Annotated in this window: 17 protein-coding genes; 12 read left to right on the plus strand and 5 right to left on the minus strand. The window is 71.2% G+C overall.

Going from position 1 to position 17,116, the window contains the following annotated elements:
* Positions 1-211 precede the first annotated feature (211 nt).
* The 9 genes from R4I43_RS02370 to R4I43_RS02410 all read left to right on the plus strand — a co-directional run bounded on the left by R4I43_RS02370 (position 212) and on the right by R4I43_RS02410 (position 7,320).
* Complete coding sequence (locus R4I43_RS02370) at positions 212-742, plus strand: DUF4232 domain-containing protein (RefSeq protein WP_324263802.1); 531 nt, start codon at positions 212-214, stop codon at positions 740-742.
* A 69-nt stretch (positions 743-811) separates the two neighbouring features.
* Positions 812-1,615 (plus strand): alpha/beta hydrolase, encoded by an 804-nt coding sequence (locus R4I43_RS02375; protein WP_324263803.1) that lies wholly within the window; start codon positions 812-814, stop codon positions 1,613-1,615.
* 113 nt (positions 1,616-1,728) lie between these two features.
* Positions 1,729-2,067 carry a PRC-barrel domain-containing protein gene (locus tag R4I43_RS02380; RefSeq protein WP_324263804.1) on the plus strand — a complete coding sequence of 113 codons (339 nt, stop codon included), beginning with the start codon at positions 1,729-1,731 and terminating at the stop codon, positions 2,065-2,067.
* Positions 2,068-2,116: 49 nt separating this feature from the next.
* Positions 2,117-2,536: a hypothetical protein gene (locus tag R4I43_RS02385; protein ID WP_324263805.1), complete on the plus strand. Its 420-nt coding sequence runs from the start codon at positions 2,117-2,119 to the stop codon at positions 2,534-2,536.
* A 130-nt stretch (positions 2,537-2,666) separates the two neighbouring features.
* A complete protein-coding gene (locus R4I43_RS02390; RefSeq protein ID WP_324263806.1) occupies positions 2,667-2,927 on the plus strand; it encodes a hypothetical protein in 261 nt (86 codons plus the stop codon).
* Positions 2,928-2,929: 2 nt separating this feature from the next.
* Positions 2,930-3,181, plus strand: a complete 252-nt coding sequence (locus R4I43_RS02395) for a hypothetical protein (RefSeq protein WP_324263807.1) — start codon at positions 2,930-2,932, stop codon at positions 3,179-3,181.
* Positions 3,182-3,309: 128 nt separating this feature from the next.
* Complete coding sequence (locus R4I43_RS02400; protein WP_324263808.1) at positions 3,310-6,117, plus strand: FtsK/SpoIIIE domain-containing protein; 2,808 nt, start codon at positions 3,310-3,312, stop codon at positions 6,115-6,117.
* Entirely contained in the window at positions 6,110-6,493 is a 384-nt protein-coding gene (locus tag R4I43_RS02405; protein ID WP_324263809.1) for a hypothetical protein, read from the plus strand. The genes R4I43_RS02400 and R4I43_RS02405 overlap by 8 nt, the downstream gene beginning before the upstream one ends.
* Before the next feature lie 89 nt (positions 6,494-6,582).
* Entirely contained in the window at positions 6,583-7,320 is a 738-nt protein-coding gene (locus tag R4I43_RS02410) for a GNAT family N-acetyltransferase (protein ID WP_324263810.1), read from the plus strand.
* Here the strand turns inward: R4I43_RS02410 and R4I43_RS02415 are convergent.
* A complete protein-coding gene (locus R4I43_RS02415) occupies positions 7,307-8,944 on the minus strand; it encodes an FAD-binding oxidoreductase (RefSeq protein ID WP_324263811.1) in 1,638 nt (545 codons plus the stop codon). The two genes, R4I43_RS02410 and R4I43_RS02415, sit on opposite strands and share 14 nt — an antisense overlap.
* Before the next feature lie 16 nt (positions 8,945-8,960).
* Between R4I43_RS02415 and R4I43_RS02420 the strand changes: the two genes are divergently transcribed.
* Positions 8,961-9,599, plus strand: a complete 639-nt coding sequence (locus R4I43_RS02420) for a TetR/AcrR family transcriptional regulator (protein ID WP_324263812.1) — start codon at positions 8,961-8,963, stop codon at positions 9,597-9,599.
* Positions 9,596-11,167, plus strand: a complete 1,572-nt coding sequence (locus R4I43_RS02425; protein WP_324263813.1) for a glycerol-3-phosphate dehydrogenase/oxidase — start codon at positions 9,596-9,598, stop codon at positions 11,165-11,167. Before R4I43_RS02420 ends, R4I43_RS02425 begins: the two co-directional genes overlap by 4 nt.
* 363 nt (positions 11,168-11,530) lie before the next feature.
* Here R4I43_RS02425 and R4I43_RS02430 read toward each other — a convergent pair whose 3' ends face one another.
* From R4I43_RS02430 to R4I43_RS02440, 3 genes are all read right to left on the minus strand, one after another.
* Entirely contained in the window at positions 11,531-12,835 is a 1,305-nt protein-coding gene (locus tag R4I43_RS02430; RefSeq protein ID WP_324263814.1) for a citrate synthase, read from the minus strand.
* A gap of 380 nt (positions 12,836-13,215) precedes the next feature.
* Positions 13,216-14,145, minus strand: a complete 930-nt coding sequence (locus R4I43_RS02435) for a carbohydrate kinase family protein (protein WP_324263815.1) — start codon at positions 14,143-14,145, stop codon at positions 13,216-13,218.
* The gene (locus tag R4I43_RS02440) at positions 14,142-14,762 is read right to left on the minus strand and encodes a TetR/AcrR family transcriptional regulator (RefSeq protein ID WP_324263816.1); all 621 of its coding nucleotides are present in this window, start codon (positions 14,760-14,762) and stop codon (positions 14,142-14,144) included. The genes R4I43_RS02435 and R4I43_RS02440 overlap by 4 nt, the downstream gene beginning before the upstream one ends.
* 125 nt (positions 14,763-14,887) lie before the next feature.
* Here R4I43_RS02440 and R4I43_RS02445 point away from each other — a divergent pair, with 125 nt between their 5' ends.
* On the plus strand, positions 14,888-16,030 hold the full coding sequence (locus tag R4I43_RS02445) for an acyl-CoA dehydrogenase family protein (protein ID WP_324263817.1): 1,143 nt from the start codon (positions 14,888-14,890) through the stop codon (positions 16,028-16,030).
* A gap of 141 nt (positions 16,031-16,171) precedes the next feature.
* On the opposite strand, the gene R4I43_RS02450 is transcribed toward R4I43_RS02445, so the two are convergent.
* Positions 16,172-17,098, minus strand: coding sequence for an aldose 1-epimerase family protein (locus R4I43_RS02450; RefSeq protein WP_324263818.1), 927 nt, complete (start codon positions 17,096-17,098; stop codon positions 16,172-16,174).
* Positions 17,099-17,116: the final 18 nt, after the last annotated feature.

Consider the following 17,116-nt stretch of genomic DNA (forward strand, 5'->3'; position numbering starts at 1 on the left):
CGCAATCGGTGCGGGCATTCCACTCGCCTGTTCCAGTGAGCCACTGATCCTAGTCGCGAGTTTTCTTCACACGATGCACAGTGGTGGCGGACCCGGAAGCACCGCCGATTTCCCGGCGCGGGCAACCATTTCCGCCGGCGGACGTCTTCCCAACAGCAGAGCACTGACGCAAACCAACCCGCTGGGGGCGGCGGGAACGGGGGTGATGGCCGTGAACCGGCGCATCGGAGCACGCATTCTGCAGACGTCCGCAGGACTGCTGGCCGCTGGAGCTCTGACGAGCGCGAGCCTGCCGGCGCAGGCGCAGGACGCGCCGGCTCAGCCGCGCGATCCGCGCTGCCACACCTCGCAGCTCACCGGCGCGATGTCGCCGGTCGAGGCGGGAGCGGGCCAGCGCTACGCCGACGTGACGCTGATCAACTCCAGCGACGCGCACTGCACGCTCTACGGCTACGGCGGGATGCAGCTGGTGGACGCCGCGGGCAACCCGCTGCCCACCGAGGTCACCCGCACCGCGAACCCGGGCCCGACGCTCATCGGACTCGACCCGGGCGAGTCGGCCTCGACGACGCTGCACTGGACCGCGGTCCCGCACGGGGGCGAAGGCGACCCGTGCCAGCCGGTGGCCCAGGGCCTGCAGGTCATCCCGCCCGACGAGACCGACTGGCTGCCGGTCGAGTGGACCGGCGACGCCGTCTGCGGCGGCGGAGCCATCGAGGAGGACGCCTACCACCAGGGCTGACCCGGACGCGACGTCTCGATCACCCCGGAGGTGCTGGCCGGATCAGCGGCGGTGTGCTGGGGTGGCGGAATGATCGAGTCAACGGATCGCGAGGTCGCGGGGAGCCTGGGGACCCTGACCGTGCGGGAGTGGTCGGGCGACAACCCCGGGTGGATCGCGCTGATCGCGCACGGCTACGGCGAGCACTCCGGGCGCTACCAGTGGGTCGCCGACCAGCTGCTGCAGGCACGCGCGCTGGTCTGCGCGCCGGACCACATCGGCCACGGCCGCTCACCGGGCGACCGGGTCTACTACGAGGACGCCGAGTACCTGGTCGCCGACCTGGAAGCGCTCCGCCGCGAGGTCACCGCGCAGCACCCGGATCTGCCGGTGGTGCTGATCGGGCACTCGATGGGCGGCATGCTCGCCGCCCGCTACGCCCAGGAGCACCAGCGCCGCCTGGCCGCTCTGGTGCTGTCCGGCCCGGTGCTGGGCACCTGGCACGTGCTGGACCTGCTGGAGCACGACGAGATCCCGGACACGCCGATCGACCCGGCGACGCTGTCCCGCGACCCGGAGGTCGGCGCCGCGTACCTGGCCGACGAGCTGGTCTGGCACGGCCCGTTCAAGCGCGCCACGCTGCGCGCGGTCGACGACTGCCTGCTGGCGATCAACGAGGGTCCGACGCTGGAGATCCCGACCCTGTGGGTGCACGGCGAGGACGACGAGCTGGTCCCCGAGGCCGACACGCGCACCGGCATCGACCGCATCCGGGGCAACGAGTTCCACGAGCACATCTACCCCGGTGCCCGCCACGAGCTGTTCAACGAGACCAACAAGACCGAGGTCATGACGGATGTCCGCAACTTCATCGGGCGAGCGCTGAATTCTTAGAACCGCTACTAATACTGACGATCACTACTCGATCGGGTGAGGCGTGTCGCTTGCGCGGTTGCAGCCCTGGACCCTCGCGGGCAGCTTGAAGTCCGGAGAGCGGGGGGCTGCCAATGAACGTCGAGCGCGCGCAGGACCTGATCGGGACGCCGGTTTTCGACAGCGCGGGCAACCGCGTGGGCCGGGTGGGCAACGTCTACGTCGACGACCACACCAACCAGCCGGAGTGGGTGACGGTGCGGATCGGGATGCTGGGCATCAAGGAGACCTTCGCGCCGCTCGACGGCGCGATCAAGGCCGAGAACCGCCTGGAGCTCCCGGTGTCGCGGGACCGGGTCCGCAACGCCCCGCGCGTCGAAGCCGAGGGCGGCCGGCTCACCGACACCGAGGGACGCGACCTCTACGCCTACTACGGCCTCGCCGAGCCCGACGAGACCGATATCAACCTCTGATCTCGTCAGGCGTTCGAACTCGGGTGGCCATGCGGAAGAATCTTCCGCGATGGACGCACACAGCGAGCTCGAACTGCTCATCACGGTGGTCGTCGGCGCCCAGGACGAGCCCTCCGCCCGCTCCGCCTGCGATGACCTGCTCAGGCGCGTCGGGGGCCAGGTCGTCACCGTCGGCGACTGCTCCGACGAGGAGCCGGGCTGCTGGTCGCTGACGATGAGCCGCGGCACCGGGGAGACCGGCTGGCACGTGGCCGCGCTCTCGCGCGTGGTGCGCAACTTCCTCCGCGAGCTGGGGCCGGGCTACGCGCGCTACCGGGTGGCCTGCGCACCGCCGACGGCTTGGGCGGTGGTGGACGACCCCGAGCTGGTGGGCGAGCTCGTCCCGGCCGGCGAGCGGTTGCTCATCGAGGCGTGGTCGCAAGAGGCCGAGCGAGCTCCGCATCACCAACAATCCACAGTAGACAACTAACTCCAACATGCCTGCCAGGTAAGACCGAACAGTGATCAACAAGGCGGGGTGCCCGCGAGCCGATCGCGCCCGGGCACTACCTTGTGAACCGTTACAGAGTCGTACCGCCCTTGGAGAGGACCGCATCCAAATGGCAGGCGTCGAAGAAGTTCGCGCAGGCATCTCGCTGGCCAACCAGAAGATGCAGGAAGGCGTCGCAGCCCTCCAGCAGACGGCCCTCGTCCTCGAGGAAGCGCAAGCCGCGCTCTCCGGCGCGATCCAGGGCACCGCGCAGGACGAGATGCAGCACGCCTACGGCATGCTCGCCGAGGTCCTGCAGACGCTCAGCGGTGCGCAGGGCTCGCTGCAGGCGACGATCTCCTCCACCGAGAGCTACGCCGGGCGGCTGTAGCCGTGTCCTCCCTCGACGAACTCCTCCAGGTCCTGCAGGGCGTCGAGCGCCAGCTCGAAGAGGCCGGGGCGCACCTGGGAACCTGCCAGGGCAAGCTCGACGAAGCGCGACAGGCGCTGGTGCGACTCGACCCCGAGCACCCGGAGACCGTCCTGCCCCCGGGACTCCCCCGAACGCATGACCAGGTGGAACGAGCGCAGCGCCTCATCGAGCTCGTCCTGAACACGATCCGCGACTTCAGCACCCGCCTGTAGGGCGGGCGAAGATCCGGAGAACACCGTCCCACTGCGCGGTATTCACGCCCGCGCATGGGTTAGGCGGGGCTTATTTCGAGGTGGTACCTTGATCACGTTCCGTAACTCGGTTGCCGAGGTGGCGTGTTGTGAAACGCAGTGACCGGCGAAGTCGCATCGAATCGGCCTTCGAGCACCTGCGCAGCAGCATCTCCGCCGCACTCGGAGCCGCCGAGAACGCGCACCAGGAAGTGCTCGACACCTGCGCCGAGCAGGAGCACGCGCTGCGCATCGCCCAGCTCGGCGCGGCCAAGGCCGAGCGCGAGCCGGAGCAGATCATCGACGACCCGGCCGACCCGCACTTCCAGGCCGCGCTGGCCCGTGCGCTCGCCGACCGTGACGAGATCTTCCAGGACTGGACCGAGCAGGGCCCGCCGTCGCTGGAGAAGCTGGTCGCCGCCAACTCACCCGGCAGCGCGTCGGAGGCTTTCGACGACTGGATCGGCCGCTTCGGCGACGGCGATGCCGCGCACCCGCCCGAGCTGTGGCGGATCGGCACCGCGACCATCCCGGACTCCCCCCGATCACCGTCCTTCCCCGCGGTCGTCCCGGCGCTGGACTTCGCGCACCTGCGCATCACCACCGACGAGGTGCCCGAAACCGCCGAAACCCTGGTGCAGAACCTGCTGCTGCGAATCATCAGCCACTTCCCGCCCGGCCAAGTGCGCATCCACAGCTGGGACGTCGCCCGGCTCACCGGAACGCTGCCGGACCTGCACCCGCTGACCAGCGCCGGACTGCTCACCGCTCACGACCCGACGCGGCTGGGCGACATGCTCGACGTGCTCTCCGACCACATCAAGCGCATCCACTCCGGCGCGCTGCTCGGCGAGCACACCACGCTGCGCGCGCTCGCCGCCGCCCACGGCAGGCGCGGCGAACCGTGGCGGATCGCGGTGCTGTTCGGCGACGGCCAGCCGCTGCGCGAGGAGCAGCAGCAACAGCTCCAGCGGATCGCCCGCAACGGCCTGGCCTGCGGGATCCAGCTGATCACCGTCGACCTCCCGCTGACCGTCAACAGCTCCATCGAATCGGTCACGCTGATCGGCGAGAACCGCGCCCGCACCAGCATGACCGGACCGGAAGCCGTTGTGGCGCTGGACGATCCGCCTTCGCGCGGCCAGGCGGCGAAGGCGTGCTCGGCGATCGCGGCCGAGTTCGAGTTGCGTCGGGCGCGGGTGCGCACCTTCGACGACCTGCTGCCCGACGAGCTGTGGCAGTGCCACTCGCGGTCCGAGCTGCAGGCTCCCGTCGGGTTCGACGAGGGAGAAGAGGTGTGGGTGCGGCTCGGCGACGCCAGCCCGCACACGCTCATCGGCGGACCCAGCGGGGCGGGCAAGACGAACTTCCTCTACGGCATGCTCGGCGCGATGGCCGCCCGGTACTCGCCGGACGAGCTGGAGCTGTACCTGCTGGACTTCAAGGAAGGCGTGTCGTTCGCCCAGTTCACGCCGGGCAAGCGCGACCCGAGCTGGCTGCCGCACGCCAAGCTGGTGGGCGTCAACGTCAACACCGACCGCGAGTTCGGGCTGGCGCTGCTGCGGTTCCTGGCCGACGAGATGCGGCGCCGCGCCGACAAGGCCAAGGAGCACGAGGTCACCAAGCTCGAAGAGCTGCGGGCCGAGGATCCCGAGGGCCGGTGGCCGCGGATCGTGGCGGTGATCGACGAGTTCCAGTACTTGTTCGCCGACCGCGATCCGGTGACCGCCCAGGCCACCAAGCTGCTGGAAGACGTTGCGCGGCGCGGACGTTCGCAGGGCATCCACCTGGTGCTGGCTTCCCAGGACGTCTCCGGCATCGAGGCGTTCTGGGGCAAGCCCGCGATCTTCGAGCAGTTCATCCTGCGCATCGCGCTGCCGAAGGCGCGGCGGGTGCTCACCGAGCACAACCAGGCGGCGATGGAGCTGCCGCGCTGGCACGCGGTGGTCAACCACGAGTCCGGTGTCAAGCACGGCAACGAGATCGCGCGCATCCCGGACGCCACCGCCCGCGACACGTTCCACGAGCTGCAGCAACGGCTCTGGCAGCGCCGCGCGGCCGGTTCGCACCCGCCTCGGCTGTTCGACGGTTCCAACCTGCCGACGCTCTCGGCGCTGGAGGACTACCGGAAGCTCACCGCGCACGTGAGCACGCCGCGCGCGCTGCTCGGGCAGATCATCGACGTCGAGGGCACGGCCGCGGCGGTGCGGTTGTCCCGCTCGCCGGGCCGCAACATCGCGGTGATCGGCTCGGTCCGCGAGGACACCACCAGCGCGCTGGGCGCGGCGGCGCTGTCGCTGTCCCGGCAGCACGAACCGGGCAAGATTCGGTTCACCATCGGCGCGCTGCTCGACGACGTCGACGACGACGCCCGCGCCGTGGCCGAGGAGCTGCGCGAACGCGGTCACGAGGTCGACGTGGTGGGGCTGGACGAGATCTCCCCGACGCTGGACGGCATCGCCGCCGACATCGACGCCGGCGCCGCCCCGGTCCGGCACTGCGTCGTGCTCTACGCGGTCGACGCGGCGCACACCACGTTGGAGCGCAAGGACCCGGTGACCCGGGCCTGCGCGCTGGACTCGCTGCGCACGATCCTCAAGCAGGGGCCGGAGTCGCGGGTGCACGTGATCGGCTGGTGGCGCAGCGTGCAGCGGGTGAAGAACACCCTCGGCATGGGGCCGGTGGACGACATCGGCGCGTGGGTGGCCTTCGACGTGCACGGTCAGGAGCTCAGCACCTTCGCCGCCGGTCAGCCGGTGAACTGGTCGCCGCGCTCGCGTCGCGGCCTGTTCTTCGACCGCTCGGTACACTCGCGTCCCGAGGTGGTGCTGCCGTTCGACCTCGGCGGATCGCCGGCGGTCCCGGCGCAGCGGTCGACCGAGCCCGAAGCCAACGTCCGGGAGGAAGCCGGTGACTGAGACCGCGGCGGAGCGCTACCGCGAGCTGACGGCCCTGGCCACGGCCGCGGGCAAGGCGATGCGCAAGCACGAGCGGGAGGCCGCCGAGGAGCTCGGCGAGCAGGTGGCGACCGGCAACCAGTGCAAGGAGGAGTCCGAGCAGGTCCGCGACGAGCTCGTCGCCGAGGTCAAGCAGCGCTGGACCGCGGCGATGCAGGTCGTCTGGGACGAGCGCTGGCTGCGCTCCTCGGGCATCCCCACTCCGGACCGCAACGCGCCCGACGCCACGCCCTCGGAGTCGCGCCTGGCGGTCCACGAGGCCTTCGAAGCCCTCCGCGACGCCATCGCCAAACCCCGCCTCCCCACCGGCTTCCTCCCCCGCCGCAAGAAGCCCTGAGCGCGGCACCGTTCGAATTTCGCGCGAAGTTCGAGGCTTGCGTTCGGGGTTCGAATTTCGCGCGAAGTTCGAATCCCTACCCTGCGCGTGTGCAGGAGTTGAGGAGCGCGGCCGAGGTCGCGGACGCCACGCCCGACCTGATGCTGCGGTGGGCCGCGCAGGCGTTGGAGCCGGGGTATCCGCACGAGCGCGGGAGCGCGTGGCGGCACCGGAGCGCGGTGGCGGTGTTCGCGCCCGGGCTCAACCGCGCCGACCGGCTCGTCCACGCCGGCGAGGAGCACGACGTCGTCGCGCTGCTGGAGGAGGTCCTGCCGTCGGTGTCCGGGCAGAAGGTCCGGTTGCTGGCGGCGGCTCCGCTGGCCGCTCGGGTCGCCGATCGGCTCGGCCACGAGGTGCTGGCGACGTTCGGTTGGATGCACCTGGACGCCGAGCCGCCGCAGCGGCCCGCACCGGGCGTCGAGTGGCTGACCGACGCCGACCGACCGGCGATCGACGCGCTGCTGCGCGCGGCCAACCCCGGCTCGTACCTGTTCCCCGACGACCCGGGCGCGGTGCGCTGGGCGGGTGTCCGCGACGACGACGGCACCCCGATCTCAGTCGCCGGGGACTCCTGGCCCGCGCCGGGAGTGCGCTACATCTCCGGCGTCGCCACCCGCCCCGAGCACCGCGGGCGAGGGCTGTCGACGCGCGTGTGCGCGTTCCTGACCAGGGAGCTCGCCGGGCTCGGCGACATCGCCCTGATGGTCGACGCGGACAACGAACCGGCGCTGCGGGTGTACCGGCGCCTCGGGTACCGGTGCACCGCGATCTCCGCTAGTCGCGGATGAGCTTGCCGGGGTTGAGGATCCCCGTCGGATCGACCGCCTGCTTGGCCGCGGCCAGCACCGAGGTGCCGATGTCGCCGATCTCCGAACCCAGCCAAGGCCGGTGGTCGACGCCCACGGCGTGGTGGTGGCTGATCGTGCCGCGCCCGGCGATCGCCTCGCACGCGGCCTCCTTCGCGCGCTGCCACTGGGCGAGGGCCTGCTCGGAGTCGCGCGGGGCCAGCACCGTGAAGTACAGCGAGGCACCGGTCTCGTAGGCGTGCGAAACGTGGCACATCACGATCGGCGGCCTGTTGCCGGCCTGCAGGTTGCGGACCAGCGCCGTGCGCACGGCCGAGCGCAGCTCGCTGAGCCCGCTCCAACTCGTCGCGGTCTCCAGCGTCTCCACGCACACGCCCCGGTCGAGCAGGGCGTCCCGCTGCCGGGGCCCGGAGAACCGGTGCGACTTCCAGGACTCCCCGACCGCCCGGCCCAGCCGCACGGTCCGCACGTCGCGCAGCGCGCGCATGGTGGCCGCGCGACGCCGCTTGAGCTCGGCGCGGGAACCGGATTCCCAGCCCAGCACCAGCAGGCACGGGTTGCGGACGCCCTTGGCGCGCAGGAAGTTCCCGATCGCGTGGGCCTTGAGCTGCCCGGCCAGCGCGAACTGCACCTCGGTCTCCTCCGGGTCGGACAGCCGGGTCACGTCGGCGAGCACGCGGTCCTGCGCGAGCGCGCGCACCGCGTCGCTGCCGGCCTGCCACCCGTCGACCACGACCGCCTCGTAGCGGCTGCGCCTCGGCGCGGGCCGGACCCGCAGGGCGACCTCGGTGATGACGCCGAGGGCCCCTTCGCTGCCGATCGCCAGCTGCCGCAGATCGGGTCCCGCCGCCGAGGCCGGTGCGACGCCGAGCTTCCACTCACCGGCCGGTGTCGCCAGCCGCACGCCCTCGACCATGTCCTCGAAGCGCCCGTAGCCCGAGGACGCCTGGCCCGCCGAGCGGGTCGCGGCGAACCCACCGATGGTGGCCCGCTCGAAGGACTGCGGGAAGTGCCCGAGGGTGAAACCGTGCGCCGCCAGCAGCGATTCGGCTTCGGTGGCGCGCATCCCGGCCTGCAGCACGGCGATCCGCGAGTCGGGGTCGAGCGAGACCAGCCGGTCCAGCCGCACCAGGTCGAGGGCGACCACCGCGCGCTTGCCGCCGCGCAGCGCGTCGACCCCGCCCACCACGGAGGTGCCGCCGCCGAAGGGGACGACCGCGATGTCGTGGCGGGCGCAGATCTCCAGCACGCCCTGCACCAGTTCCGGTTCCGCGGGCAGCAGCACGGCGTCGGGCACGGCGAGCTCGGAGCCCTCGCGGCGGCGCATCAGGTCGTTGTAGGACATCCCGCCCGCGCGGCCCAGGCGTGCGGCGGCGTCGACGAGCACGTGCCGTTCGCCGAGCAGCGCCTCGAGTTCCGCGCGCGGGGTGTCGGCGAGCGTGCTCTCGGGTACGTCGAGCAGGGACGAGGGCACCGCCGGGGTGGTCGTCTCGGCGAGCCCGATGCGTTGCCGCAGCCAGCGCAGCGCGGCCGGGGACAGTTGCGCGGCGGCGGCCCCCGAAGGGGTCCAGCTGCCGCGGAGGGTGTGTTCGATCTGGCCGGTCACGGCTAGAGTGTGACACATGGAGTTGGATTGTCACAGCATTGAGCGGGTGGCCGGACCCGGCAGGCGCCCGGCCGCCAACCGGGTCGACGACGCCGCCCTGCTGCGCGCGGCGCGGGAATGCGTGCTGGTCAACGGCGTCCGGCGCACCACGCTCACCGAGGTCGCCCGCACCGCCGGGGTCAGCCGCATGACGCTCTACCGGCGCTTCCCCGACGTCGGCAGCATGGTGACCACCCTCGTCACGGTCGAGTTCGGCGAAGTCCTGCACCAGGCCCGCGAGGCCGAGGGAAACGGCGATGCGCGGCAACGGCTGGTGACCGGGATGGTGCGCGGCATCAGACTGCTGCACGAGGCACCCCTGCTGCAACGCGTCCTGGAAACCGACGCCGAACTGCTGCTGCCCTACCTGGTGGAACGGCTCGGCAGCACCCAGGTGGCGGCCGACGGGTTCCTTCGCGAGTATCTGGCCGCCGGGCACGCCGACGGGTCGATCCGCCCCGGCGACGTGGCGGTGCAGGCCCGCTCGCTGCTGCTGCTGACCCAGTCCTTCGTCATCTCGGCGGGCCCAGCGGCCAAGGACCTCGACCTCAACGCACTGACGGACGAACTGGCCCTCCTCCTCGACGGCGCCCTGAAGCCAAGGAGCCCTTCATGATCACCACACCGCTTCCCGCCGGCTCGCTGCGCGCCACCTCGCTGAACTCCGCGCGGCTGCGAACCGACCTGCACGCGGCGGCGGAGCAGGAAGTCGACCTCCTCGTCGTCGGCGGCGGCGTCACCGGCACCGGGGTCGCCCTCGACGCGGCGGCGAGGGGGCTGTCCGTGGCGCTGGTGGAGGCCGAGGACCTCGCGTGGGGAACGTCCCGCTGGTCCAGCAAGCTCGTGCACGGCGGACTGCGCTACCTCGCGCACGGCGACGTCGCCCTGGCCCGGGAGAGCGCGGTCGAGCGCAACGTGCTCATGACCCGCACGGCGCCGCACCTGGTGCGCCCGCTGCCGCAGCTCATCCCGCTGCACGAGGGCACGTCCCGGCGGCAGGAAGTCGTCCTGCACGCGGGCCTGCGGGCCGGTGACGTGCTCCGGCGGGCGGCGCGGACCCCTTCCGACGTCCTGCCACCGCCGAAGAGGATCCCTTCAGCCGAAGCGCTCGCGCTCGTTCCCGGCCTTCGCCCGGCGGGGCTCCGCGGCGGGCTGCTGAGCTTCGACGGCCAGCTGGTGGACGACGCGCGGCTGGTGGTGGCGCTGGCGCGCACGGCGGCCGGTTTCGGCGCGCGCGTCCTCACCCGATGCCAGGTCCGATCCCTCGACGGTGGCGGTGCCGACGTGGTGGACGCGCGCAGCGGCGAGTCGCTGCGGATCCGGGCGCGCTCGGTGGTCAACGCCGCCGGCGTCTGGGCCGGAGAGCTGGTGCCGGAGGTCCGGCTGAGCCCCTCGCGCGGATCGCACCTGGTCGTCGACGCCGATGCGGCCGGGGTGGCGGGAACCGCCGTCGTGGCGCCGATGCCGGGCGAGTCGGGGCGGTTCCTGCTGCTCATCCCGCTGCCCGACGGCCGCGCGATCCTCGGCCTGACCGACGAGCCGACTCCCGGCCCGATCCCGCGAGTCCCGGAGGTCCCGGAGTCCGATGTGGACTTCCTGCTCGCGGGCATCCGCGACGTGCTCGGCGCACCGCTGACCCGCGAGCACGTGTTCGGATCGTTCGCGGGCCTCCGGCCGCTGCTGCAGCAGGACGGCAAGAGCTCGGCCGATCTGTCCCGCCACCACGCGGTGCTCACCTCCGGTGAAGGGGTCATCACGGTCGTCGGCGGCAAGCTCACGACCTACCGGAAGATGGCCGCCGACGCCGTGGACACCGCTGTGCGCACCTGCGGACTGGCCGCCGGACCGTCCCGCACCACCGAGATCGCGCTGGTCGGGGCGGCCCCTCGACGCCACCTCACCGACATCGAGGCTCCCGCCACCCTCATCGGCAAGTACGGCACCGAAGCCGCCCGCGTGGCCGCCCTGACCGAGTTCGACCCGGACCTGGCCGAGCCGGTGGCAGAAGGCCTTCACGTCACCGCCGCCGAAGTCCTCTGGGCCGTCCGCCACGAAGGCGCCCTCGACGCCGACGACGTCCTCGACCGCAGAACCCGCCTCGGCCTCAACCCCGACGACCGGGCCGCAGCACTCCCCCAGGTCGAGAACCTCGTCAACCGAGCCCTCGCCGGAATCGACCCCTGACGCCCCCATCACGAAGTCGCCCGATTACGGCGGTAATCCGCACCCCGACTACGGCGGTAATCCGGGTCCAGCGGCGCCCCGCACCCCGATTACGGCGGTATTCCGGGTTCGGAATACCGCGGTAATCCGGGTCCGTCGGTGGTCCGTGCCCCGATTGCGGCGGTGATCGGGGTGCGGAATACGGCGGTGGTCCGGGTTGGGGTGGTGGTCCGCGTCTTGGTTGGGGTGGTGATGCTCGGGTTTCAGTGGCGGTGGGGTGGGCGCAGAAAGGCCCCGGGGGCCGGCCTTTTCGGCCGGGCTCTCCGGGGCCCAATGCGTGGTCCGAGGCCGTGGCCTCCGACTTGATTCAGGTAACGATTCAGATCAGCGCTGGTCCATCGGCGTGTAGGGACGCTCGGCGGCACCGGTGTAGACCTGGCGCGGACGGCTGATCTTGCGGGCCGGGTCCTCGATCATCTCGCGCCAGTGCGCGATCCAGCCGGGAAGCCGGCCGAGCGCGAACAGCACGGTGAAGAACTTCGTCGGGAAGCCCATCGCCTTGTAGATCAGACCGGTGTAGAAGTCCACGTTCGGGTAGAGCTTGCGCGAGACGAAGTAGTCGTCGGACAGCGCCCGCTCCTCCAGCCGCAGCGCGATGTCCAGCAGCGGGTCGTTGGCGCCCAGCTTGGACAGCACCTCGTCGGCGGTCTTCTTGATGATCGCCGCGCGCGGGTCGTAGTTCTTGTAGACCCGGTGGCCGAAGCCCATCAGGCGAACGCCGGGCTCCTTGTTCTTCACGCGCTCGACGAACGCGTCGACGTCGCCGCCGTTGTTCTTGATGCCCTCCAGCATCTCCAGCACCGCGCTGTTGGCGCCGCCGTGCAGCGGGCCGAACAGGGCGTTGATGCCGGCCGAGACGCTGGCGAACATGTTGGCCTCGGACGAGCCGACCATGCGGACCGTCGAGGTCGAGCAGTTCTGCTCGTGGTCGGCGTGCAGGATGAACAGCAGGTCCAGCGCGCGGGCCAGGGTCGGGTCGACCTCGTAGGGCTCGGCGGGGAAGCCGAAGGTCATCCGGAGGAAGTTCTCCACCAGGCCCAGCGAGTTGTCCGGGTACAGGAACGGCTGGCCGACCGACTTCTTGTAGGCGTAAGCCGCGATGGTGGGCAGCTTGGCCAGCAGGCGGACCGTGGACAGCTCGACCTGGTCCTTGTCGAACGGGTTGAGGCTGTCCTGGTAGAAGGTCGACAGCGCCGAGACCGCGGACGACAGCACCGGCATCGGGTGCGCGTCGCGGGGGAATCCGTCGAAGAACTGCTTGAGGTCTTCGTGCAGCAGGGTGTGCCGGCGGATGCGCTCGGAGAACTCGTCGTACTCCTGCTGGGTCGGCAGCTCACCGTAGATCAGCAGGTAGCTGACCTCGATGAAGTTCGACTTCGCCGCGAGCTCCTCGATCGGGTAGCCGCGGTACCGGAGGATTCCGGCGTCGCCGTCGATGTAGGTGATGTCGGAGTTGCAGGCTGCGGTGTTGACGAAGCCCGGGTCCAACGTCACCAAACCGGTCTGAGCCAGCAACTTGCCGAGATCGACGCCAGGCGCACCCTCGGTCGGCTGCGTCACCTGCATTTCGTGCTCGCCGGCGTCATAGCGCAGCGCGACGGTACGTTTGGCGGTCACGTCGTCGGGCATTCGGGAACCTCTCGCGCTCGTCAAGGGGTGCGTGGTGACGACCGCGATTGCCCAGCCAAGCGGCAGGGCTCCGTGTCGCCCGCGCTCCGGTCGGGGTGTCCGAACCGTCGCAGCACCACCCCGTTGGGGTCCTGTCAGTAGTCACGCTAGACCGCAAGAGGGTCCCCGCGCAGCAATCGCGTTTCCTCTTTTTTGCAGGTGGGACCACGATCACATCACACTTACCGGTAGCGCGAGCGCCATTGTCGACGCTCCGCCACCGTCTGACACCACCATCGTGACCACGAGTGAAATCCGATCGGTCTAATCCGGATTCCTTCTTCCGCAGTCAGGCTTCTGCGCTCACAGGGCGTGTTCGGACACCACCGAATGGATTCCGGTCACCCGTCGAGCTCCGCTGACCACGGGGGCTCGGCGCCGGGACGGGAAACCGTGACCGCCGCGGCGGAGGCGGCGAACGCGAGCGCCTGCTCCCACCGCGAGGCGTCGAGGGCGCGAACCGCCTCCGGCGACAGGGCGTCGTGGCGGTGCAGCCAGGCCAGCAGCGCGGCCTGCACGGTGTCGCCGGCGCCGATGGTGTCGGCGACCTCGACCTCCCGGCCGGGCACGGTGATCTCGCCGTCGGCGGTGACCGCGGTGAGCCCGTCGGCTCCCCTGGTCAGCACCACCGCGGCCGGTCCGCGCGAGAGCCACTCGCGAGCGGCCTCGACGACGTCGCGACCGGGGGCCAGCCACTCGGCGTCGTCGTCGGAGACCTTGAGCAGCCCGACCGAGGGGAGCCAGGACTCGAAGCGCGCGCGGTAGGCGTCCGGGTCGGCGATCAGGTCGGCCCGGATGTTGGGGTCCAGCGCGACGAACACGCCCCGCTCGGATTCCCGGAACAGCGCCTTCTCGTAGGTCGAGGCACCGGGTTCGAGCACCATGCCCAGCGTGCCCAGGCACAACGCGGTGGTCTCGGCCGGCAGCGGCTGGTCGGCGACGAAGCGCGCGGCGGTGCCCTCGGTGTGGAAGCTGTAGCGGGCCGAGCCGCCCGCCTCCAGCCCGACCACGGCGAGCGTCGTCGGCTCCGGGCCGCGCTGGACCAGGGAGGTGTCCACTTCGGACTCGGCGAGCCGCTGCAGCATGCGGTCGCCGAACTGGTCGGTGGACAGCTTCGCGTAGAACGCGGCGGGCACGCCGAGCCTGCCCAGCGCGATGGCCACGTTGTAGGGGCCACCGCCGAGCAGCGGGTGCAGCGGACCGAGCTCTCCGTCCGGGGTGGACGGATCCGGCACGAGGTCGACCAGGGCCTCACCGCCGATGACGATCAATTTTCCTCCACTGTGTCCGAATTGGACTTCTCATCCTGGGCCAGACCGCCCAGCAGGAACTGCGACAGCGCGGCGAACGCGGCGGCGTCGGACAACCCGGTGCGCTCGCCGACCTCGCCGCGCTGGATGCCGGCGATGGTGCGACCGACCATCTCCCCGACGAACCCCGCGTGGACCTCGCGGAACACGCCTTGGCGCACGCCCTCGGAGATGAACCCGCGCAGCCGGTCGGCGGCGGCGTGGGCGTTGGCCTCGTAGGTGGCGCGGGTCGCGAGGTTGGCACCCATGTCGTTGATGAACTCCCGCGACGCCGGTTGCAGCGCTTCGGCGGCGGCGTCGAGGTAGGCGCGCACCTTCTCCCGGGCGTCCTCGGCTGCCTCGGTGCGGCGCTCGATGTCCTCGGTGGCGCTCTTGAAGTAGTGCGCGACGACGCGGACCGCGAGCTGGTCCTTGCTGCCGGCCAGCGTGTAGAGCGTCGACTTCGAGCAGTGCAGCCTGCCCGCCAGCTCGTCGAGGGTGAAGTGGGCGAACCCCTCGGCCAGGAACAGATCGCGCAGGCGGTCCAGGAGTTCGGCTCGTCTGGGGTTCAGCGTCCGCTCGGCTCGGGAGGTGCTCATCGGAAGAAGCCTGCCACAGGATTCTGAATCGTCCGAGCAGACCTGTTCACAGTACTGTAGTACCGCTTATAGTACTGATTGCAGTACAGCAGCCCGCTGCGCACACTGGACCGTGGGAGCGCGACATGACCGTTCACCGCCTGCTTCCGACCGAGGAAGCCACCGATCTGCTCGCGTTGACCCGCGAGATCGCCCGCGACGAGCTCGCCGGCCGTGCCGCCGAGGACGAGGCCGCCGCGAAGTTCCCGCGCGACGCGTTCCGCCTGCTCGGCGAGGCCGGGCTGCTCGGCCTGCCCTACCCCGAGGAACACGGCGGCGGGGCGCAGCCCTACGAGGTGTACCTGCAGGTGCTGGAGGAGATCAGCAGCGCCTGGATGACCGTCGGCGTGAGCCTGTCGGTGCACACCATGAGCTGCTTCCCGCTCGCCCACTTCGGCACCGCCGAGCAGCGCGAGCGGTGGCTGCCCGAGATGATCGGCGGCTCGCTGCTGGGCGCCTACGCGCTGTCCGAACCGCACGCGGGCTCCGACGCAGCCGCGCTGAGCACCCGGGCGGAGCGCGGCGGCGACGAGTACGTGATCAACGGGCAGAAGGCGTGGATCACCCACGGCAGCGAAGCCGACTTCTACACGCTGATGGCCCGCACCGGCGACGGCGCGCGCGGCATCAGCTGCCTGCTCGCCGACTCGACCACCTCCGGTCTGACGGCGGGACCGCCCGAGCACAAGATGGGGCTCACCGGGTCACCCACGACCCCGCTGTACTTCGAGGACGCCCGAGTCCCGGCCGAGCGGCTGATCGGCGAGGAGGGCGACGGACTCAAGATCGCGCTGTGCGCGCTGGACTCCGGCCGGCTCGGCATCGCCGCGTGCGCGGTGGGGCTGGCCCAGGCGGCGCTGGACCTCGCGGTCGACTACGCGCAGCAGCGCAAGCAGTTCGGGCAGCCGATCATCGAGTTCCAGGGCATCGAGTTCCTGCTGGCCGACATGGCCGCCGCCGTGCACTCGGCCCGCGCGATGTACCTCGACGGCGCCCGCCGCCGCGACGCCGGTCTGCCCTTCGGCGAGCAGGCGTCGGTGGCGAAGCTGGTGGCCACCGACGCAGCCATGAAGGTCACCACCGACGCGGTCCAGGTCCTCGGCGGTGCCGGCTACACCCGCGACTTCCCCGCCGAGCGGTACATGCGCGAGGCCAAGGTCCTGCAGATCTTCGAGGGCACCAACCAGATCCAGCGACTGGTCATCGCCCGCCACCTCACCCAGCGCTGACCCCACCCGACCGGTCCTGCTTCCCCTCCACCCGTCCCGCGGGGAGTGCACGCGATTTCCATGGAAGTCGGGTTCCTGATTTTCATTGAAATCGGGAACGCGACTTCCATGGAAACCCGGTGCCACATGGGACACCGCAAGTCAGAGTGGTGTGAGGCCCCAGTGGGCCGTCCAGGCCTCGCCCGGTTGGAGGGTGATGAGGTCGGTGCCGGAGTTGAGGGCGTCCGGCGGGCAGGTCATCGGTTCGATGGCGATCGCGCGGCCGCGCTCGGGGAACTCCTCGGCCGTGTAGACCTGGACCCACTTGAACACCGGATCCGCCCACAGCTGCACGCCGTGGCCGTCGGGGCCGGTCAGCGAGTGGCGGACCAGGCCGGCCGGGTCGTCGGGCGCCGGAGCCGCGCCGCCAAAGGCCGTGTCGAGCCACACGCCTGCCAGGCGGCGGCCGGTGCGGAAGTCGACCTCGTCGCCCTCCAGCGCGCGCGGCGGCCGCACCGGCAGCAGCCGGTCGGCGTCCACCGGCAGCACCGAGGAGGCGGCCAGGCGCAGCGTGCACTCGTCGGTCTCGACGTTGCCCGCGCGCGGGTACGGGTGCACCCCGACGCCGAACGGAACTGCGCGCCCGCCCAGGTTCTCCACGGTGTGGGTCACGGTGAGGCCATCACCGTCGAGCGCGTAGCCGATCGAGGTCAGCAGCGGCACCGGCCAGCCCGGCCGCGGCGAGGCGGTCGCCTGCAGCACCACGGCGGAGTCGGTGTGCTCGACGATCGCCCACGGCTCGTGCCGCAGCAGGCCGTGGATGGCGTTGTGGCGGTCGGGCTCGGTCAGCGCGAGCTGCTGCGGCTCGCCGTCGAGCGCCCAGCGCCCGTCGGCGACCCGGTTCGGCCACGGCACCAGCACCGCCCCCGCGGCGGACGGCGGGAGCCGGTCGGCGTCGAAGGTCTCGGTGAAGGGCACCCCGTCGACGGTGAACGCGCGCAGCGCGGCGCCGAACTCGGTGATGACCGCCTTCGCGGTCCCCGAGGTGATCTCGAACTGCCGGCCGGTGGCGGGAAGAGGATCATGCACGCCGCCACTCTACGACCA

The organism is Saccharopolyspora mangrovi (genome assembly GCF_035320975.1).
GTDB classification, from domain to species: domain Bacteria; phylum Actinomycetota; class Actinomycetes; order Mycobacteriales; family Pseudonocardiaceae; genus Saccharopolyspora; species Saccharopolyspora mangrovi.

Coding starts and splice junctions, on each gene's coding strand:
- R4I43_RS02390 (WP_324263806.1), top strand. CDS start 2,667: ATGGCAGGCGTCGAAGAAGTTCGCGCAGGCATCTCGCTGGCCAACCAG.
- R4I43_RS02440 (WP_324263816.1), bottom strand. CDS start 14,762: ATGAGCACCTCCCGAGCCGAGCGGACGCTGAACCCCAGACGAGCCGAA.
- R4I43_RS02445 (WP_324263817.1), top strand. CDS start 14,888: ATGACCGTTCACCGCCTGCTTCCGACCGAGGAAGCCACCGATCTGCTC.
- R4I43_RS02425 (WP_324263813.1), top strand. CDS start 9,596: ATGATCACCACACCGCTTCCCGCCGGCTCGCTGCGCGCCACCTCGCTG.
- R4I43_RS02430 (WP_324263814.1), bottom strand. CDS start 12,835: ATGCCCGACGACGTGACCGCCAAACGTACCGTCGCGCTGCGCTATGAC.
- R4I43_RS02385 (WP_324263805.1), top strand. CDS start 2,117: ATGGACGCACACAGCGAGCTCGAACTGCTCATCACGGTGGTCGTCGGC.
- R4I43_RS02380 (WP_324263804.1), top strand. CDS start 1,729: ATGAACGTCGAGCGCGCGCAGGACCTGATCGGGACGCCGGTTTTCGAC.
- R4I43_RS02375 (WP_324263803.1), top strand. CDS start 812: ATGATCGAGTCAACGGATCGCGAGGTCGCGGGGAGCCTGGGGACCCTG.
- R4I43_RS02420 (WP_324263812.1), top strand. CDS start 8,961: ATGGAGTTGGATTGTCACAGCATTGAGCGGGTGGCCGGACCCGGCAGG.